Origin of the sequence: Ligilactobacillus hayakitensis DSM 18933 = JCM 14209 (assembly GCF_000615845.1) — a bacterium.
GTDB classification, from domain to species: domain Bacteria; phylum Bacillota; class Bacilli; order Lactobacillales; family Lactobacillaceae; genus Ligilactobacillus; species Ligilactobacillus hayakitensis.
Genome location: NZ_BAML01000001.1, coordinates 89,744 through 107,549 on the forward strand (window position 1 = coordinate 89,744; position 17,806 = coordinate 107,549).

Here is a 17,806-nt window from a genome sequence, read left to right on the forward strand (position 1 = left end):
AGTGAAAGCTGTTTTTCCGGGAAGTTTTGATCCAATTACAAATGGACATTTAGATATTATTGAACGTGCTAGCAAGATATTTGATGAAGTTGTTGTTGTGGTGGCTAATAATACTGGAAAAAAATCCTTATTTACGCCTAATGAAAAGTTTGAACTTATTTCAAGTGCAATAGCTAAATTAAATAATGTCACTGTTAAATTAATGGATAGTGACTTAGCAATTAATATTGTTAAAAAATTAAATGGTAATGTGCTAATTAGAGGGGTTAGAAACGAAGTTGATTTTACTTATGAACAGTCAATTGCATTGATGAATCGAAAGTTAGATTCGACTATTGAAACATTAATTTTATTTTCTGATCCAAATAAAAGTTTTATTTCATCAACTTTAGTACGTGAGATTTCACTTTTTGGTGGTGATTTAAGCGATTTAGTACCAAAAAATGTTGAAACAATGATTTTGAAAAAAAGAGGAAATTAAATTGAAGAATAAAAGAAATAGGTATATAGTTACTTTAACTTTCTTGGTATGTGTGATAATCATGGCTTTTTTACCGCTACCAGTTTATTTAGAACAACCAGGTGCCGCAGAAAATATTAATAATTACGTAACTGTACAAAACGGAAATAAAAGTAAAAAAGGAAAATTCATGTTAGTATATGTTGAAGTGTTAAAAGCAACACCGATTTCGTATTTATGGAGTTTTACTCAAAAACATGTTGATAGAGTTTCTCAAGGTGAAATGACAGGTGGAAGTACAGATGAAGATTTCAATCGAATTCAAGACTACTATATGAAAGATGCCGTAAATTCAGCTAAGTATGTCGCTTTAAAGAAAACGGGATATAATGTTTCACAAAAATATGTAGGGATTTATGTAATGTCTGTAATGGACAATTCTGATTTTAAGGATAAGTTACGTGTGGGTGATATAGTAACTGCAGTTAATGGAAAACATTACAATAACGCAGCAGGTTATCAAAATGCTTTAGCTAAACTTGATGAAGGCCAAAAAGTAAAAATAACATATCAACGTGGCAAGAAAAAAGATATTGTAACTGGTAAAACAATAAAGTTACCTGGGACCAAACGTGTCGGGATGGGAATTACTTTGGCTAATCGCTCAGAAGTAAAAACAAAGAAAAAAATCTCCGCAAATATGGAAAATATTGGGGGCCCATCAGCCGGATTAATGTTAAGTTTACAAATGTATTCTGAATTATCAAAAAATAATATATTAAAGGGTAGGAATATTGCTGGGACCGGAACAATTGACGCAGATGGGAAAGTAGGAGATATTGGGGGCATTGATAAGAAGGTTATTTCTGCAGACAAGGCACATGCAAAAATCTTTTTCGCACCGGATAATCCTGTTAGTGCAGCAGAAAAAAAGGTTAATCCAAAAGCAATGTCAAATTATGAGGAAGCTAAGAAGACTGCCAAAGAAATTAATACAGATATGAAAATTGTACCAGTTAAATCATTTGATGATGCATTAAAATATTTAGAAAAATAAAAAGTAGGGATTTTTCCTACTTTTTTTATTTTTTTCGTATTTATAAATACGAGGAGGTATTAATGCAATGTTTTATGAAAAGTATGAAGAAATTAAAGAAAGAGTTTTGGATTTTTGGGAAGAAAACAAAATTCAAATTATCATTTTTACAGTTGGAGTTATTTTGACATTTTCATATTTTAATTCAAAACAAAATGAAAATAATGTAGAACTAGCAGATACTTCGACAGTCATCTCAAGCGTTTCTATCCAGACTAGTTCATTTAAGAATGAGGCTTCTCAAAATAAAAAAGAGGTATATATTGATATTAAAGGGGCAGTTAATAAGCCTGGACTATATCACGTAAAACCAAGTCAAAGATTAGGGAATGTGTTAAATTTAGCAGGGGGATTAAAAGAAAACGCAGATGTTTCTAAATTGAATTTGGCGCATACTTTAAGTGATCAAATGATGATATATATCCCTAAACAAGGAGAAAATTATCAAGGAGATTTAATTACTGAAGCCAAAACAAATATTGGAGATGAAAGCACAAATAGTGATAGTGATTTGGTAGATTTAAATAGGGCTTCAAAAGATGAACTGCAAACTCTCACAGGTATAGGTGAAAAAAAGGCAGAATTGATAATTCAGTATCGAGAAGATAATGGCGGATTTAAAACAGTTGATGATTTAAAAAATGTTTCAGGAATTGGTGATAAAACCTTTGCCAATCTTTCTAGTAAGATAACTGTTTGATAGTTAAGTTAAACTGAGGTATATAAGAGTGATAAGACAGATTAGTTTCTTTTCGTCAATTCTTTGTCTTTGTTTAGTATATATTTTTTTTAGCTCGTCATGGATATTTTTACTACTACTGCTATTGATTTTTATTAGGATTTTAACTCTCAGAAATAATTTAATTCTGTTGATTATTCTATTAATCGTATTAGGAATTGTATCTAATTATTTTATGTTAAATCAAAATATTAGACGAAAAATCATTAGAAACGAAATCAGAGTTACTAATCAGCATATTAAGGTGTATCCTGACAATATTAAAGTGAATGGAAATTTAGTAACTCTAACTGGTTTTTGGGATGAAAGAAAACAAAATATAATGGTTAGCTATAGAGTAAAATCAAAAGCTGAAAAGGAAAAGTTCGCTAAAATTAATCAAATTCTTTATTTATCGTGCGATGGGGTAGTATCGAATATACGAGGCCCAGGAAATGAAAATGAGTTCAATTTTCAAAGATTAAACTATAGTAAAAAAATATACAATACTTTGCAATGCAAAAAAATAATCTTTTCAAAACTCCCAAAACAAAATCCGATTCAAAATATAAATAATAGAATCCACATAATAAGAATAAAAATATTTCTCTATCTCAATGCGTTACCTTACAATTTAAGAGGCTATGCAGTAATGCTTACAATTGGAATGAGAAATCAAGATTTTGAAAAAGTAAATCAAAATATTAAAAATATGGGCTTACTTTATATCTTTTGTTTATCAGGGATGCATGTTCAATATATAGTAAAGTTTATTAAGAAATTGTTGCAATCCTTAAGGATTACATCTGATTGGACAAGTGTAATTTTATTATTTATTCTACCGTGTTATTTAATTTTAGCGGGGAGTTCGTCTAGTATTATAAGAGCTGTAATGATGGTATGGTTACCAATATTTTCGGATTTAATATTAAAAAATAAATTAGATACTTTAACGTCGTGGTCTTTGACAATGCTTATTAATTTAGTATTTAATCCATTAATTGCGTATAATATGGGAATGCAATTAAGCTATTTGTTGTCATTGGCATTAATTTTATGTGAAAATAAAAATATAATAGAGTTGAATTTAAAAATGACAGGGTACAGTATTCCGCTAATGTTATGGCATACATATCAATGGAACTTATTGACAACAATTTTTTCGATATGCATTGTCCCAGTTTTTGAATTTGTAATTATTCCAGCAGTTGCATTAGGAATATTTATTCATCCTTTTACAGGTATTAGCGAAAATATATTAGCATTGATTTCATTATCATTTTCATTTTTTAATAAATTGCCTTTTCTAGTCACTTTTGGAAAACCATCGTTATGGGTTGTGGTATTATTAATATTAAATATGTTTTTACTTGAAATAGATAGTTTTAGAAAATTCGGATTAATTTTTCAAGTAGGGATATATCTTTTTTCTTTTTTCCAGATACATTATTTTAGTCCTGAAGAAGTTACTTTTTTTGATATTGGTCAGGGTGATAGTGCATTAATTAAAGGAAAAGGAAGTAGGGATGTAACAGTTATTGATACTGGTGGACGGGTGGCATTTAAGCAAAAAAAATGGCAACAGCCACAAACACAAACAACCAGTGGTCAAAGAGTGATACAAAATTATTTATATAGTAAGGGAATTACGCGGATAAATAGTCTGTATTTAACTCATAAAGATGACGATCATATTGGAAACTTTCCAAGTCTTTCTAAAGGTATGAAAATTGATGAAATCTATGTTCCCAGTGGGATGGAAGCTGAAAATAATTTTCTTGATAAAGTAAATCAAACAACGCTTTATCGAACTAGAATTGTTCCAATAACTAGTCAAAATTATTCAAAGCAAAATTCTCTTCAAATTCTGCATCCATTTGAACGTGGAAAAGGAGAAAATGAAGATTCTTTAGTTTTAATTTATTCTTTCAAAGGGATAAAATTTTTATTCATGGGGGATTTAGATCAAGAAAATGAATTAAAAATTTTGCAGAGATATCCGGCTTTAAAATGTGATGTTTTAAAAGTAGGACACCATGGAAGTAAAACATCGTCGAGTGCGGATTTTATTTCTACGATTAAACCAAAAGAGGCAATAATATCAGCAGGATATCATAATATGTATCAGCATCCGAATATAGAGACAATTGAGACCCTTAACTTGAATAACGTGGTTTATAACATTACTTTTGAAACTGGAATGGTAAAATTTATTGAAAGTAAAAATAGAGTCAAAGAAGTAATATATCGAGAAAATAAAGTGAAAAATGTAGGAGAAAGGATTCAGTAATGAAAGTCAGTCAATTAACTAATTTTTTGCGAGATAGTCAAGAAAAAAATGTATATTTAGTAGAGGGCAGTGATAATTATCAGATTGATCAAGCAAAAGAAATTTTTATTAATCAAATACCAAAAGAAGAAAAAGAATTTAATGTTGGAATTTATGATATGGAAATTACACCGTTATCAGTAGCGTTGGAAGATGCTAATTCTGCACCTTTTTTTGGGGATAAAAGACTTGTTTTGATCAATAATCCGTATTTTTTAACAGGAGAAGCTAAAAAAAATAGTATCGAACATAATGTAGACGAATTAATCGAATATCTAACAAATCCTGCGTTAGATACAATTTTTGTGATTTTAGCGAATTATGATAAATTAGACTCACGTAAAAAAATTGTAAAACAGCTAAAAACAAAGGCAATAATGATTGATGCTAAACCTTTAAATGAAAATGAAATTCGAATGCAAGTAAACCAATTATGCCAAAATAAGGGATGCCAAATCGATAAAGATGCTATCGATCAGCTTTTATATTTGACAGATAATAATTTTACTAAAGTTATGAACGAAATGAAAAAACTATTAATTAATGCGATCCAAGATAAAGTGATTACATTAGAAATGGTTGATAATTTAGTCAATAAATCATTAGAGCAAAATGTTTTTGACTTAGTTGAGTTTGTTTTAGAAAAAAATGTTGATGCTGCTTTAGAACTATATCATGAATTAATTGAACAAAAAGAAGAACCAATTATGATAAATGCAATTTTGATTAGTCAGTTTCGATTATTACTTCAAGTTAAAATTCTCCAAAAACATGGTTATGCCCAAGGGAATATTGCTGAGGCTTTAAGAGTGCATCCTTATAGAGTTAAGTTAGCAATGAAAAATGCACGCAGATTTAATTATGAAGACGTCCGCCATGCATATTTAGGTCTTGAAAAGAACGAAGAGGACCTAAAAAGTGCTAATGTTAATCCAGAATTATTATTCCAATTATTTTTATTTAAATTTATAGAGAAATAAATAAAGAGGCAATAAGAACTAAATGTTCAAAATCGCCTCTTTTTTATACAAAAAAAGATCCTTTAAAAAGGATCTCATGAATTATTTAGCTAAACGAGCAGCCATACGTGATTTGTCACGAGCAGCTTTGTTAGCTTTGATTAAGCCTTTAGATTGTGCTTTGTCGATAGCAGAAACTGCTTCGTTGAATAATTGTTCAACGTTTTCAGCACCAGCTGTTTTAGCTTTTTCAAATTTCTTAACTGCAGTACGCATCTTGCTTAATTGTGATGAGTTAGCTGCATTTGCTTTTTCAGTTGTTTTTACACGTTTGATAGCAGATTTGATAATTGGCATATTTTTCACCTCCGGAAGTGAGTCTTATAAAAGACTATATAATTTTTCAACAGTAATCATTATACTAAAGCTACTACTACTTTGCAATAAAAAAATTGTAAGATGTCAAGAAAAATTCCTTGACAAGAAATAACTTGCTTTTTAGTTATAATTTCTGTATACTAATTAAGTACTAAAAATAGTACAGACCTTTTTCTGAGTTTGACGGATCACCGTCGTCTTATCTCGGATTTAGGCAACAAAAAGAAAGGTGGGAAATACATTGGCTATTTCACAAGAAAAGAAAAACGAAATTATGAAGAAGTATGCTCGTCATGAAGGGGATACAGGTTCTGCTGAAGTTCAAATTGCAGTTTTAACAGCTGACATTAATGAACTTAACGCACACATCAAGGAACACAAGAAGGACTTCGCTTCATACCGTGGTTTAATGAAGAAGATTGGTCACCGTCGTAACCTTCTTGCATACTTACGTAATACTGACGTTCAACGTTACCGTGAACTTGTTAAGAGTTTAGGTTTACGTCGTTAATACGCGTCATTCAAATTAAACAAGTAATTGCATACGATTTAAAGAGTCAGCGTTTATCGTTGACTCTTTTTTTAGTATTTTTAAAATGGTATAATGAAATATGAGATTATTTATAATGGAAAATGAGGTATTAACATGGATTTTAGCGAATCAAAAATTGTTACTGCGATGGTTACACCTTTTGATGAAGATGGAAATTATAGTAAAGTAAGACTTAAGACGTTAATTGAACATTTAATTAATTCAGGGAGTGAAGGGTTATTAGTTTCTGGAACAACTGGAGAAGCTCCGACCTTAACTCACGATGAAAAAATTGATTTGATAAAGGATGCAGTTGAATTTGTTGATGGTCGAATTCCAGTTATGGTTGGTACTGGATCAAATAACACCAAGCAAACCATTGAATACACCAATGAGGTTGCTCAAATTAAAGGTGTTGATGCTGCCTTGGTAGTAGTACCATACTATAATAAACCAGATCAAAATGGGATGTTAGCTCATTTTAGAACGGTTGCTGATAACGTAAATCTCCCAATTTTCATTTATAATATCCCAGGAAGAACTGGAGTAGAAATGAATGTTGAAACTGTAATTGAGTTATCAAAGCATGATAATATTGTAGGGATTAAAGATTGTACAGGCATTGAAAATATCGCTAAGTTAGTTGAAAATACAGGTGACGACTTTTTAGTATATTCAGGTGAAGATGCTCAAGCATTAGCTGCAAAAGTAGTCGGTGCACAAGGAATTATTTCAGTTGCTAGTCATTTATTTGGAAATGATATTAGTACAATGTATCAATTGTTGAAAGATGGAGATATTAAAAAAGCTGGACAAGTGATGCGTACTTTAACTCCAAAGGTGGATACTTTATTTTCAAAACCTTCTCCTAGTCCAGTAAAGGCAGGATTAAATGATTTAGGAATTAAAGTAGGTGGATGCCGCTTGCCAATTGTAACTCTTAATGGGAATGAATACAGTGAAATTATCAAAAAATTAGAAATGTAGTGTTGAGGTGAAATGATGACAGATATTAAGATTATCCCTCTTGGCGGTGTATATGAAAATGCTAAAAACATGTATGCCGTTGAAGTGAACGATGAGATATTCGTTCTTGATGCGGGATTAAAGTATCCTGAAAATGAATTGTTAGGAATTGATTATGTAATTCCTGATTTTACTTACCTAAAAGAAAATGCTAAAAAAATTGCCGGAGTATTTTTGACTCATGGTCATGCTGATGCAATTGGAGCATTACCATACTTGACTGGTGATTTAAAAGTTCCGGTATTCGGTTCAGAATTAACGATTGAATTAGCTAAAATTGCGTGTGAGGGCGAAGAAGCATCAAGAAATTTTAATGATTTTCATGTTATAAATGATAAAACTGAAATTGACTTTAAAAATGCAATTATTTCGTTTTTTAAAACAACACATTCAATTCCAGAATCATTAGGAATTGTTGTTAAAACTGAACAAGGAAATATTGTTTATACTGGTGATTTTAAGTTTGATCAAACAGCAGCTCCAGGATATAGAACTGATTATGCACGCTTGACAGAAATTGGCCGAGAAGGAGTCTTAGCATTACTAAGTGAATCTAGCAATGCTGAAAATCCGGCTGAAACTGTTAATGAACGGGTTATTTTTGATTCAATAAATGAAGCGTTTGAGTATCGTAAGGGTAGAATAATTGTAGCTTGTGTAGCTTCTAATATTTTACGGGTTCAACAAATTTTAAACGCCGCCCAAGCAAACAATCGTAAGGTGGCATTGACTGGTCATGATGTTGAAAAAGTCGTTCGAACAGCGATGAAATTAGATAAATTACATTTACCAAGTGATGATTTATTGATACCTGTTAAAGATATTGATAAGTATGATGATGATGAAATCATCGTCTTAGAAACAGGACGTTCAGGAGAACCGTTGAAGTCATTACAAAAAATGGCAGTTGGACGACATGATAAGGTAAATCTTCATGAGGGGGATTTAGTTTATATCACTACTACTCCTTCATTGGCGATGGAAACAAATGTTGCTAAAACCAGAGATATGATTTATCGTTCAGGTGCGGAAGTAAAGGCAATTTTTGAAGAAGTAAATTCTTCTGGTCACGCAAGTAAAAATGACCTACAGTTAATGATGAATTTATTAAATCCTAAATATTTGGTTCCTGTTCAAGGCGAATATCGCTTATTAGCGGCACATGCTGAATTAGCAGAAGAACTAGGCATGCCTGCAGAAAATATTTTTATTTTAAAACGAGGGGATGTTTTAGAATATAAAAAGAATAAGATGTTAGTAGCATCATCAGTTCAAGCTGGGAATACAATGATTGATGGTTCAGGTGTCGGAGATATTGGTAATATTGTTTTGCGCGATCGCAAAATTTTATCAGAAGATGGAATCTTTATTGTTGTAGTAACAATTGATCGTAAGAAGAAAAAAATTGTGGATGTACCGCAAATTACATCACGAGGCTTTGTTTATGTGAAAACAAGTAGGGATTTAATCTCTGAAAGTAAAGAGATGGTCACCAAGATTGTTCAAAAAGACTTAGATAATAAAGAGTTTGACTGGAGTCAATTAAAACAAGACGTACGAGATAATTTGAATAACTTCTTATATGAACAAACAAAGAGACATCCGGTTATTTTACCTGTAATAATGGAAATTAATCAAAATTCTTTTGGTAATAAGAAAAAAGGTAAAAATAAAAAACAAAATAAGTAGATATCTTATTTGAAAAGAGGGAGGGTTTAATCCCTCTTTTTTGTATGAATTTTATAATTCAGGAAGGAGGAATTTAAATGGTAGAAAAAAATAATCTAGAAAAAGCACAGTTACTATTGGAAAATAAAATGTTTGGGGAAGCGCAAGAAATTTTAGAGAACGAATATTTAAGGAAAAGAACCTTTAAAGTAAATAATATGTTGTCAACTTGCTATATGCTGCAAAAAAAAAATCAAGAGGCTTTTGAAACGATGCAGGAATATATTGAAGAATATACGAAAGATAACGTAAAATTTGAAAAATATATCACTGTAGGAATTAGAGCAGGAAAAATTTTGAAAATCCAACAATATTTGGCAGATATTGCTGAATATATGACTGATTATGAAGCAAATTTATTTAACAAGCTTGTATTAGAGGTTCAAAATGAAGTAAAACAAACAAAAGAGTATCAACAAGTAAAAAAACAGTTAAAATATCTTGGAATGTTACCAAAGCTTGAACAATATAAATTTATTAATCAGTGTTACTGCTTAGAAAAAAACGTATTTTATGAAAATGTTCAAATCGCATTAGTGGATAACGATGTCCACCCGCTTGTTAAAGGAATGATAATTTTTGAATTGGAAAAATTGCATGAAACAAATTTGATAAATGTTCTTTCAATTACAGGACAAAAATTAGAAATTAGACCAAATAAATTAGATAATCCAATTGAAATTTCAAATAATTTAGTGAAATATTTAAGTGAAAGTATTAATGATCCGGTTAAGTTAAAATATGCGGAGCAAAATATATACTTAAAAATAATGATGATATTTTATGATGATATAATGCTTAAAAATCAAAGTGAATTGTTGGAAGTGTTGACCCCGGGGTTTGGAATTAATGACCGAGATAAAAATGATTTTAGTCTTGGTCAAATGCTAGAAAATCACCTAAGATCATTAGAAATATAAAAATGTAAAAAAAAGTAATTTTATTGTTTACAAAACTTCAGAAACTATATATAATATTAAAGAATTCTTCTTTAGTGGAAACCACTACTTGGATTTCTGCTTTAGAAGTAGTATAATAAAAAATAGAGATTTCCGATTTAAAAGGTAATCTTGCAAATTTACAGGAGGTTCATTTTAATGGCAAAAGAACATTACGAAAGAACAAAACCCCACGTTAACATCGGTACAATCGGACACGTTGACCACGGGAAAACTACTTTAACTGCAGCTATCACAAAAGTTTTAGCTGAAAAAGGTTTAGCAGAAGCTTCAGATTACGCTTCAATCGATGCTGCTCCAGAAGAACGTGAACGTGGTATCACAATCAACACTGCTCACGTTGAATATGAAACAGAAGCTCGTCACTATGCTCACATCGATGCTCCAGGTCACGCTGACTACGTTAAGAACATGATTACTGGTGCTGCTCAAATGGATGGTGCTATCTTAGTAGTAGCTGCTACAGATGGTCCTATGCCACAAACACGTGAACACATCTTACTTGCTCGCCAAGTTGGTGTTGAATACATCGTTGTATTCTTAAACAAGTGTGACTTAGTTGATGATGAAGAATTACTTGACTTAGTTGAAATGGAAGTTCGTGACTTATTATCAGAATACGATTTCCCTGGTGACGATATTCCTGTAATCCGTGGTTCAGCTTTACAAGCTCTTGAAGGCGATGCTGATGCACAAGCTAAGATCATGGAATTAATGGACACAGTTGATTCATACATCCCAACTCCAGAACGTCCAACTGACAAGCCATTCTTAATGCCTGTTGAAGACGTATTTACAATCACAGGTCGTGGTACAGTTGCTTCAGGTCGTATCGACCGTGGTACTATCACAGTTGGTGAAGAAGTTGAAATCGTTGGTCTTAAAGATGAAATCCTTAAGACAACTGTTACTGGTGTTGAAATGTTCCGTAAGACACTTGACAAGGGTGAAGCTGGTGACAACATCGGTGCTTTACTTCGTGGTGTTGACCGTACACAAATCGAACGTGGTCAAGTTTTAGCTAAGCCAGGTTCAATTCAAACACACAAGAAGTTCAAGGGTGAAGTTTATGTTCTTTCTAAAGAAGAAGGTGGACGTCACACACCATTCTTCTCAAACTACCGTCCTCAATTCTACTTCCACACAACAGACGTTACTGGTGTTATCGAATTACCAGAAGGTGTAGAAATGGTTATGCCTGGGGATAACGTTACATTTACAGTTGAATTGATCGCTCCAGTTGCCATCGAAAAAGGTCTTAAGTTCACAGTTCGTGAAGGTGGCCGTACAGTTGGTGCCGGTGTGGTTTCAGAAATCGACGACTAATACTAACGTAATAGTTTTAAGCGCAGACATTATGTCTGTGCTTTTTTTATATTTTTAGAAGTTTAACATTTACAATTTTAGTTGATTACGTTAAAATTATAAGGTATGCAATTACTAAATAATGAAATCACATTATTTAATCGGAGGGAAAAAAATGTCTGCAAAATGGGATAAAAAAGACGGAGCAAATCAAGGAACATTAAGTTTCGAAATTGCTCCTGAACAAATTAAACAAGGTTTAGATACAGCCTTTGAACGTGTTAAAAAGACTTTAAACGTTCCTGGTTTCCGTAAAGGAAAGGTTCCTCGTCAAATCTTTAACAAGATGTTTGGCGAAGAAGCACTTTACCAAGATGCTTTAAATGCTATTTTACCTGAAGCATATGCTTCAGCTGTAGCGGAAGCTGATATTAAGCCTGTTGGCCAACCAGAAATTAACGTTGTTTCAATGGAATCAGATGCTGCTTGGGAATTAACTGCAAAAGTAGAAGTAGAACCAGAAGTAAAACTAGGTCAATACAAGGAACTTGAAGTTACAAAACGTCAAACTCGTGTATTAAAGGCTGATATTGAAAACGAATTAGATCGTTTACAAAAACAAGAAGCAGAATTAGTTCTTAAAGAAGACGAAGCTGCTGAAAACGGCGATACAGTTGTTATTGATTTTGAAGGTAAAATTGATGGTGTTCCATTTGATGGTGGAAAAGCTGAAAACCATTCATTAGAATTGGGTTCAGGTCAATTTATCCCTGGTTTTGAAGATCAATTAGTTGGTCATAAAGCTGGTGAAGAAGTAAATGTTACAGTTACTTTCCCAGAAGACTACCAAGCTGAAGATTTAGCTGGTAAGGAAGCTGTATTCGAAACAAAGATTCATGAAGTTAAAGCAAAAGAATTACCTGAATTAGATGATGAATTTGCTAAAGACGTTGATGAAGAAGTTTCAACATTAGAAGAACTTAAGGCTAAAATTAAAGATCGTTTGAAAGAACAAAAAGTTGCTGATGCAAAAGCAGCTATCCAAGAAGAAGCAGTAGAAAAAGCTGTTGAAAATGCTGAAATTGGTGAAATTCCAACAGCTATGATCGAAGAAGATGTACATCGTCAAATGGATAACTACCTTGCTGGTATGCAAAACCAAGGTATTAGTGCAGAAATGTACTACCAATTGACAGGTACAACTGAAGCAGATCTTCACAAGCAATTTGAAGATGGTGCAGTTCAACGTGTAAAGACTAACTTAGTGTTAGAAGCAATTGTTGCTGCAGAAAACATTAATCCATCTGAAGATGAAATTAAAGAAGAAATTAAGAGTTTAGCAACTCAATATGGCATGGAAGAAGCAGCTGTTCGTTCAGCACTTTCAGATGACATGTTGAAGCATGATATCGCAGTTCGTCAAGTTGTTAATGAAATTGCAGATAGTGCAAAGCAAACACTTGATGCAAAGAAAGACTAATTTCTTTTTTAAAGGTTGAGATTTTTTAATCTCAACCTTTTTATTTTATAAATATCTAAAAGATAATCTTAATTGATAGCGTTAATGAGTATTCTTTGTTAAAATGAAATCAACACATAAATTAATAATAGGGTGATAATTATTATGTTTGAAAATGAAGACGGACAAAATCAAGTAACTTGTTCTTTTTGTGGTAAATCAGAGAGCCAAGTGAAAAGTATGATTTCAGGCCCTGGTGTGTATATCTGTAATGAGTGTGTTGAACTTGCTCAAAATATTATTGATACTGAATCAAAAGCAGATTTACAAGGTGAATTCACAGATGTTCCTACACCACGGCAAATTGTTGAAAAATTAAATGAATACGTTGTTGGTCAAGAAGAAGCTAAGAAAACTTTAGCGGTTGCCGTTTATAATCACTATAAACGTGTTAATGCTTCTTTGGAACAAGAAGATGATGGAACAGAATTACAAAAGAGTAATATTTGTTTAATTGGTCCTACTGGATCAGGGAAAACATTCTTAGCGCAAAATCTTGCTAAAATTTTAAATGTACCATTTGCGATAGCTGATGCAACAACTTTGACAGAAGCTGGTTATGTTGGTGAAGATGTTGAAAATATCTTACTTAAGCTTCTTCAAAATGCTAACTTTGATGTTGATCGCGCACAAAGAGGGATCATTTACATCGATGAAATCGATAAGATTGCCAAAAAAGCAGAAAATGTATCAATTACCCGAGACGTATCTGGTGAAGGGGTACAACAAGCTTTATTAAAGATTTTAGAAGGAACAATTGCTAACGTTCCACCTCAAGGTGGTCGTAAACATCCACAACAAGAGTTTATTCAAGTTGATACTACAAATATTCTTTTTATTGTTGGTGGAGCCTTTGATGGGATTGAAACAATTGTTAAAAATCGTCAAGGTGATAAAACAATTGGTTTTGGAACTGATTCTAAAAATACAGAAGAATCAGATAAGAGTATTATGCAGCAAATCATTCCGGAAGATTTAACAAAATTCGGTTTGATTCCTGAGTTTATTGGTCGTTTACCAATCTTAACTGCTCTTGAATTATTGACAGAAGAAGATTTAGTGCGAATCTTAACAGAGCCAAAGAATGCTTTAGTTAAGCAATATCAAAAGTTAGTTTCATTTGATAATGTTGAATTAACTTTTGAAGATGAAGCTATCAAGGAGATTGCTCGTTTAGCAATTGAAAGAAAAACAGGGGCTCGTGGATTAAGATCAATTGTTGAAAAAACAATGAGAGATATTATGTATGATATTCCTGATGAAAAAGAAATTTCAGAAGTTATCATTACTAAAGAAACAGTTGATGGTAAGTCTAAGCCAAAGATAAATAAAAAATAACCTTTAATTACTTAAAGGGTTTTGCTAATATTAAAGTTGAGATATTAAATTTTAGGAGGAATAGTCATGAGCAAACCACAAATTGGTGTCGTTGGTATGGCAGTAATGGGTAAAAATTTAGCCCTAAACATTGAAAGTAGAGGCTTTGATGTAGCAATTTATAACCGTACTGGTTCTAAAACAGAACAAGTAGTTGCTGAACATCCAGATAAAAAACTTGTCCCAAGTTATACAATTGAAGAATTCGTTGAATCATTAGAAAAACCACGCCGTATTATTTTAATGGTTAAAGCTGGAGCACCAACTGATGCAACTATTAAGTCACTTTTACCTCACCTAGATAAAGGTGACGTTTTAATTGATGGTGGGAATACTTATTTTGAAGATACAATGCGTCGTAATGAAGAATTAGATAATTCTGGAATTAATTTCATCGGAATGGGTGTTTCTGGTGGTGAAAAGGGAGCACTTGAAGGTCCATCATTGATGCCTGGTGGACAAAAAGAAGCTTATGATTTAGTAGCTCCTATTTTAAACCAAATTGCTGCAAAAGCTGAAGATGGCGATGCATGTGTTACATACATCGGTCCTAATGGCGCAGGTCACTACGTAAAAATGGTTCATAACGGGATTGAATATGGTGACATGGAATTAATTGCTGAAAGTTACAACTTGATGCGTAATGTTTTAGGAATGTCAAACGACGAAATCTCAGATGTTTTCCAAGAATGGAAAGAAGGAGAATTAAGTAGTTACTTAATTGATATCACTGCTGATATTCTTACTCGCCAAGATGATTTGGGAACTGGCAAACCAATCGTAGATGTAATTTTAGACCGTGCTGGAAATAAAGGAACTGGTAAGTGGAGTTCACAAAGTGCATTAGAATTGGGTGTGCCTCAATCATTGATTACAGAATCAGTATATGCACGTTATATTTCAGCAATGAAAGATGATCGCGTTGTTGCAAGTCAAGTTCTGCCAGAACCTGAATTTGAATTAGGAGATGCAGATAAAAAAGAATTAGTTGAAAAGATTCGTCGTGCTTTATACTTTAGTAAGATTATGAGCTATGCTCAAGGTTTTGAACAATTACGAGTAGCATCTGAAAAGTATGAATGGAATTTAAAATTTGGTGATTTAGCTAAAATTTGGCGTGAAGGTTGCATTATTCGCGCTCAATTCTTACAAAAAATTACAGATGCTTTTGAAAAAGATGCAAGTTTGAAAAACTTACTTCTAGATGATTATTTCAAAGACATCGTTAAAAATTACCAATCAGACGTGCGTGAAATTGCTGCATTAGCCGTAAAATCTGGGGTTGCTTGCCCAGGATTCCAAAGTGCAATTACCTACTATGATCAATATCGTTCAGCACATTTACCTGCAAATATTATTCAAGCACAACGTGACTATTTTGGAGCACATACTTACGAAAGAACTGATCGTGAAGGGTCATATCACTTTGAATGGTATAACGAACAATAATTTTAAATTAATACATTTTAAAATAGATAAATAAAAAGTCTTAATATTCGTCGTTATAAAACGATGATATTAAGACTTTTTTTATCAATTTGTTTATTTAAAAGTAGTCCATATTCTTTTAACTGTTATGCTACTTGTTTTAGGCAGTGTTAAATGATAATATTATTTGGAATAAAAAATGGTGAGGGAGTAAAAATGGCAGATTTGCATATAAAAAATGTCAGTTTAAAAAAAGGTAGAGAACATGTATTAAAGAATGTATCCTTAAGCATTAACAATGGCGAAATAGTAAGTATTTTAGCTACTCAAAAGTATGAGCTAGAAATTCTAAAAAATGTAGTAATGGGATTTCAAAAGATTAAATTTGGAAAAATGTTTTTAGGTAAAGAAGATATTACATATTTCAATTCTAAGAAAAAAGCAAAGTTGTTTGAGTATATTTCTTCAGATTTAAAGGTTAAAAATCAAAGATCTGTAAAAAAAGCTTTACAAAAAGAAATAAAGAAAAGAATTAAAGACAAGCCACAACAAATAAAAAAAGTTTGAAATTATTATTGAGGCCTTTAAGTTAGATGATATTTTAGAAAAATCAATAAAAAAGCTGAACATTGGGGAATTAATTTTAGTTAAATTGGCATTGGCAATTGCCAAAAATGCGCAAGTGATCGTGTTAGAAGAAATTTTTGATAAAATTCCAGAAAGATATAAAGTGCTGTTAAGAAGAGGAATTTTAAAATTAAAGAGAGAAGATGAACTAACATTATTAATACTTACTAGAAACGTAAAAGAAGCAATTAATTTTTCTGATAAAATAGCAATTTTTAATAACTCTATTATTGAGCAATACGGGGATACAAAAGAAGTATATTTAAAACCAGAATCTGCTGCAGTTGGTGCGATGCTTGGTAAAATAAATGTCGTTAAAGGCAAAAAAGAGGATGAACATAGTTATTCGTTACCGATTTTAGATAAAAATGCTACTCAAATTATGATAGAGTATTCAAAAAAGGATTCTGCGGACATATACTTTTCAATTAGGCCTGAAAATGTCCACGTTGTGGTGGATGAAACAGATTTTGTCTTCCCTGGAATTCGAATGCACGGAATAATTGATGAATTGATTTTTGAGGGTTCATTAATGACAGGAACGATTAACTTTGTTCGGGGAAGTTTAGATTTTTGTCAAATTTATAATCCTACTAATGATGTTTTTAAAATTGGCAATGAAGTCGAAGTGATTATTAATCCAGACTTAATTTTACCACTTAAATAATTTTAATTGACATGATATCGTTGGATTGTTATTATATGAGTATATATTTGGAGAGTTGGCAGAGTGGTAATGCACCGGACTCGAAATCCGGCGAACCGTTTTTGACGGCGCGCAGGTTCAAATCCTGTACTCTCCTTATACAAAAAACTAGGGTTACTTTTATGTGCCCTAGTTTTTTAGTATTATAAAGATAGGTTAAAATTTTTATTTTGAAGAAATGAATTTCTCCCAACGAACATTAAGGAAGTTCCCCAGATATTCCTGACTCACTAGTAAGGCTTCGGTTAATTCAGTTAGGCTTACGTTATAGTTAATTGGGATTGGATTTACATCAAAACGAGGACGACCAAATTCGGCTATATCTTCTTCAGAATCAAAAATTTCAACGGGATGCTTACTAATTGAAAAATAATTTGGATGAGCTAGTAAATCAAGTTTTACAGGAGTGACTTTTTTGGCATAACTGTCATCGTAGCGTAAAAATACGAATAATTCGGAAAGTTCATCATTTTCATCGATATTAAAATATAAGCTTGAAATTAAATTATCTGCTACTTGACCAGCGTTAAAAGTTTCGGGAGATTTACTAGGTAATGTCATGTATGTTGAATGAGCTACATGAATTAAGTAGATATATTTTTCGCTTGGATCTAGAGTAATAGCTCCATCAACGACTAATCGATAAAGATTCATGCCGA

At 32.0% G+C, this 17,806-nt stretch carries 17 protein-coding genes and 1 tRNA gene; 16 read left to right on the forward strand and 2 right to left on the reverse strand.

Annotated elements, in window-relative coordinates; genetic code table 11:
* Nucleotide 1: 1 nt before the first annotated feature.
* The 5 genes from coaD to holA all read left to right on the forward strand — a co-directional run bounded on the left by coaD (nt 2) and on the right by holA (nt 5,583).
* Nucleotides 2-481, forward strand: coding sequence for a pantetheine-phosphate adenylyltransferase (gene coaD, locus JCM14209_RS00440; protein WP_025021682.1), 480 nt, complete (start codon nt 2-4; stop codon nt 479-481).
* A gap of 1 nt (nt 482) precedes the next feature.
* Nucleotides 483-1,517, forward strand: a complete 1,035-nt coding sequence (locus tag JCM14209_RS00445; protein WP_035519656.1) for a SepM family pheromone-processing serine protease — start codon at nt 483-485, stop codon at nt 1,515-1,517.
* 67 nt (nt 1,518-1,584) lie between these two features.
* Entirely contained in the window at nt 1,585-2,256 is a 672-nt protein-coding gene (locus JCM14209_RS00450) for a helix-hairpin-helix domain-containing protein (protein ID WP_025021684.1), read from the forward strand.
* Nucleotides 2,257-2,470: 214 nt separating this feature from the next.
* Nucleotides 2,471-4,564, forward strand: a complete 2,094-nt coding sequence (locus JCM14209_RS00455) for a DNA internalization-related competence protein ComEC/Rec2 (protein ID WP_081774027.1) — start codon at nt 2,471-2,473, stop codon at nt 4,562-4,564.
* Nucleotides 4,564-5,583, forward strand: a complete 1,020-nt coding sequence (gene holA / locus JCM14209_RS00460) for a DNA polymerase III subunit delta (protein ID WP_025021686.1) — start codon at nt 4,564-4,566, stop codon at nt 5,581-5,583. Before JCM14209_RS00455 ends, holA begins: the two co-directional genes overlap by 1 nt.
* An 81-nt stretch (nt 5,584-5,664) precedes the next feature.
* Here holA and rpsT read toward each other — a convergent pair whose 3' ends face one another.
* Nucleotides 5,665-5,919, reverse strand: coding sequence for a 30S ribosomal protein S20 (gene rpsT / locus JCM14209_RS00465; RefSeq protein WP_025021687.1), 255 nt, complete (start codon nt 5,917-5,919; stop codon nt 5,665-5,667).
* 262 nt (nt 5,920-6,181) lie between these two features.
* Between rpsT and rpsO the strand changes: the two genes are divergently transcribed.
* From rpsO to JCM14209_RS00520, 11 genes are all read left to right on the forward strand, one after another.
* Complete coding sequence (rpsO, locus tag JCM14209_RS00470; RefSeq protein ID WP_025021688.1) at nt 6,182-6,451, forward strand: 30S ribosomal protein S15; 270 nt, start codon at nt 6,182-6,184, stop codon at nt 6,449-6,451.
* Nucleotides 6,452-6,586: 135 nt separating this feature from the next.
* Nucleotides 6,587-7,459, forward strand: coding sequence for a 4-hydroxy-tetrahydrodipicolinate synthase (gene dapA / locus JCM14209_RS00475; RefSeq protein WP_025021689.1), 873 nt, complete (start codon nt 6,587-6,589; stop codon nt 7,457-7,459).
* A gap of 15 nt (nt 7,460-7,474) precedes the next feature.
* Nucleotides 7,475-9,187: a ribonuclease J gene (locus JCM14209_RS00480; RefSeq protein WP_025021690.1), complete on the forward strand. Its 1,713-nt coding sequence runs from the start codon at nt 7,475-7,477 to the stop codon at nt 9,185-9,187.
* Nucleotides 9,188-9,264: 77 nt separating this feature from the next.
* A complete protein-coding gene (locus tag JCM14209_RS00485; protein WP_025021691.1) occupies nt 9,265-10,146 on the forward strand; it encodes a hypothetical protein in 882 nt (293 codons plus the stop codon).
* 177 nt (nt 10,147-10,323) lie between these two features.
* Nucleotides 10,324-11,511: an elongation factor Tu gene (gene tuf / locus JCM14209_RS00490; protein WP_025021692.1), complete on the forward strand. Its 1,188-nt coding sequence runs from the start codon at nt 10,324-10,326 to the stop codon at nt 11,509-11,511.
* A 154-nt stretch (nt 11,512-11,665) separates the two neighbouring features.
* Nucleotides 11,666-12,970, forward strand: a complete 1,305-nt coding sequence (gene tig / locus JCM14209_RS00495) for a trigger factor (protein ID WP_025021693.1) — start codon at nt 11,666-11,668, stop codon at nt 12,968-12,970.
* Nucleotides 12,971-13,114: 144 nt separating this feature from the next.
* A complete protein-coding gene (gene clpX / locus JCM14209_RS00500) occupies nt 13,115-14,347 on the forward strand; it encodes an ATP-dependent Clp protease ATP-binding subunit ClpX (protein ID WP_025021694.1) in 1,233 nt (410 codons plus the stop codon).
* A 66-nt stretch (nt 14,348-14,413) separates the two neighbouring features.
* Nucleotides 14,414-15,835 (forward strand): NADP-dependent phosphogluconate dehydrogenase, encoded by a 1,422-nt coding sequence (gene gnd, locus JCM14209_RS00505; RefSeq protein WP_025021695.1) that lies wholly within the window; start codon nt 14,414-14,416, stop codon nt 15,833-15,835.
* Between the two features lie 195 nt (nt 15,836-16,030).
* Complete coding sequence (locus tag JCM14209_RS00510; RefSeq protein ID WP_025021696.1) at nt 16,031-16,381, forward strand: P-loop NTPase family protein; 351 nt, start codon at nt 16,031-16,033, stop codon at nt 16,379-16,381.
* A 121-nt stretch (nt 16,382-16,502) separates the two neighbouring features.
* Nucleotides 16,503-17,108: an ATP-binding cassette domain-containing protein gene (locus JCM14209_RS00515; protein ID WP_155830641.1), complete on the forward strand. Its 606-nt coding sequence runs from the start codon at nt 16,503-16,505 to the stop codon at nt 17,106-17,108.
* Nucleotides 17,109-17,157: 49 nt separating this feature from the next.
* Nucleotides 17,158-17,244 (forward strand) — tRNA-Ser (locus JCM14209_RS00520).
* A 68-nt stretch (nt 17,245-17,312) separates the two neighbouring features.
* On the opposite strand, the gene JCM14209_RS00525 is transcribed toward JCM14209_RS00520, so the two are convergent.
* The gene (locus tag JCM14209_RS00525; RefSeq protein ID WP_025021698.1) at nt 17,313-17,801 is read right to left on the reverse strand and encodes a hypothetical protein; all 489 of its coding nucleotides are present in this window, start codon (nt 17,799-17,801) and stop codon (nt 17,313-17,315) included.
* Nucleotides 17,802-17,806: the final 5 nt, after the last annotated feature.

Bases quoted from the DNA above. Each gene is read 5' to 3' on its own strand.
- JCM14209_RS00450 (WP_025021684.1), top strand. From the start codon at position 1,585: ATGTTTTATGAAAAGTATGAAGAAATTAAAGAAAGAGTTTTGGATTTT.
- JCM14209_RS00455 (WP_081774027.1), top strand. From the start codon at position 2,471: ATGTTAAATCAAAATATTAGACGAAAAATCATTAGAAACGAAATCAGA.
- holA (WP_025021686.1), top strand. From the start codon at position 4,564: ATGAAAGTCAGTCAATTAACTAATTTTTTGCGAGATAGTCAAGAAAAA.
- rpsT (WP_025021687.1), bottom strand. From the start codon at position 5,919: ATGCCAATTATCAAATCTGCTATCAAACGTGTAAAAACAACTGAAAAA.
- dapA (WP_025021689.1), top strand. From the start codon at position 6,587: ATGGATTTTAGCGAATCAAAAATTGTTACTGCGATGGTTACACCTTTT.
- JCM14209_RS00480 (WP_025021690.1), top strand. From the start codon at position 7,475: ATGACAGATATTAAGATTATCCCTCTTGGCGGTGTATATGAAAATGCT.
- JCM14209_RS00485 (WP_025021691.1), top strand. From the start codon at position 9,265: ATGGTAGAAAAAAATAATCTAGAAAAAGCACAGTTACTATTGGAAAAT.
- tuf (WP_025021692.1), top strand. From the start codon at position 10,324: ATGGCAAAAGAACATTACGAAAGAACAAAACCCCACGTTAACATCGGT.
- tig (WP_025021693.1), top strand. From the start codon at position 11,666: ATGTCTGCAAAATGGGATAAAAAAGACGGAGCAAATCAAGGAACATTA.
- clpX (WP_025021694.1), top strand. From the start codon at position 13,115: ATGTTTGAAAATGAAGACGGACAAAATCAAGTAACTTGTTCTTTTTGT.
- gnd (WP_025021695.1), top strand. From the start codon at position 14,414: ATGAGCAAACCACAAATTGGTGTCGTTGGTATGGCAGTAATGGGTAAA.
- JCM14209_RS00510 (WP_025021696.1), top strand. From the start codon at position 16,031: ATGGCAGATTTGCATATAAAAAATGTCAGTTTAAAAAAAGGTAGAGAA.
- JCM14209_RS00525 (WP_025021698.1), bottom strand. From the start codon at position 17,801: ATGAATCTTTATCGATTAGTCGTTGATGGAGCTATTACTCTAGATCCA.